At 43.6% G+C, this 1,359-nt stretch carries 2 protein-coding genes and 1 pseudogene; all 3 read left to right on the top strand.

From position 1 onward, the window contains the following. Window positions 1-60 precede the first annotated feature (60 nt). Window positions 61-255: pseudogene (locus R7070_RS25320) on the top strand (chromosome partitioning protein ParA); the annotation flags it as partial. A 12-nt stretch (window positions 256-267) separates the two neighbouring features. Next, window positions 268-648 carry an Hpt domain-containing protein gene (locus R7070_RS25315; protein WP_023625011.1) on the top strand — a complete coding sequence of 127 codons (381 nt, stop codon included), beginning with the start codon at window positions 268-270 and terminating at the stop codon, window positions 646-648. A 271-nt stretch (window positions 649-919) separates the two neighbouring features. Beyond that, on the top strand, window positions 920-1,359 hold a 440-nt coding region (locus R7070_RS25310; protein ID WP_318141404.1), incomplete at its 3' end, for a response regulator.

The raw sequence follows: 1,359 nt of genomic DNA, 5'->3' as shown, positions 1-1,359 counted from the left end.
CAACGCAACTTGAGCAAGCCAAAAAGCTGCTTGAAGCAAGCGATGCCAATCTGATTGGCAACGCAACTTGAGCAAGCCAAAAAGCTGCTTGAAGCAAGCGATGCCAATCTGATTGGCTCGGTGCTAAACATGAAACACACTCCGAGCCTAAAAGACGAGCTGATTCGCCAAGTCGAAAAGCTGCGTTTTTTACCGAAAAAATGGAAAGACAAACTGGCCCAGCAGATTAAAAAAAGTGAACTGTTTATGTTATAGGGAGCGCTTATTATGAATTCCAATACTGCACAACACATTGAACAAGAGTTGGTTGATGAGCTCATTCTCCAGCAAATGATTAAAGACACCTGCGCGGAGATCATTCCCACGTTGATTGAACACTATATCGAAGAGTCTCGCGAACGGATGCAAAAAATTGAGCGGGCGTTGAGTGAGCATGACCTAGAAAAACTCGAGTTTGAAGTCCATACACTCGGCAGTTCTGCACTGGCATTAGGCAATCGCCCATTATCTCGTCAAGCCAGAAGCATCGAGAAGCATTGTGTCGAAGGTAAAACCCAACAAGCATTGGAGCTGTGTGCCGCATTGCCTTTACTGGCTGAACGTTCGTTTGAAGCGCTCAACCTGCGCAAGGCTCAAGGCTTTGAGTAACAAGAAGAAATCCCGCAACACCATATGAGCCATCGCACTTATCAAAGTGCGATTTGGTCTTCAGCTTTTCAAATTCATACCGCGCTTAATCAATTAAAAAGTAAAGAATTTTCGCAATATCCCTGCCCTGTGCTAATACTTAACTATAACTTTTCTCAAATTGAGAATCTTCTAGCGACTTGAGGATGCTTATCTATTTTTTCTTTCTCATCAATCTCCAAGTGAGCTGGCAGAATCATAACAATGAATCAGATTAAGTTGGGATAGGACTATGAGACCAAGGGTGTTACTGGTAGAAGACTCTACCTCATTAGCCATACTTTATAAGCAATATGTGAAAGATGAGCCTTACGACATTTTCCATGTCGAGACAGGTCGTGAAGCCATTCAATTCATTGAACGCAGCAAGCCTCAACTGATCATTTTGGATTTAAAACTTCCAGACATGTCGGGGGAAGACGTGTTGGATTGGATCAATCAAAATGATATTCCCACTTCGGTCATCATCGCCACCGCACACGGCAGCGTCGACTTAGCTGTAAACTTGATACAAAAAGGCGCTGAAGACTTCTTAGAAAAACCCATCAATGCCGACCGTCTTAAAACCTCTGTGGCACTGCATCTTAAACGAGCCAAATTGGAAGACTTGGTAGAAAACATTCAGTCTACCTTCGATCGCCACAACTATCATGGCTTCATTGGCTCAAGCCT

Source organism: Vibrio sp. 1557, from assembly GCF_033340175.1.
Taxonomy (GTDB): domain Bacteria; phylum Pseudomonadota; class Gammaproteobacteria; order Enterobacterales; family Vibrionaceae; genus Vibrio; species Vibrio alginolyticus.
This window is presented reverse-complemented; position numbering and strand designations above follow the sequence as displayed.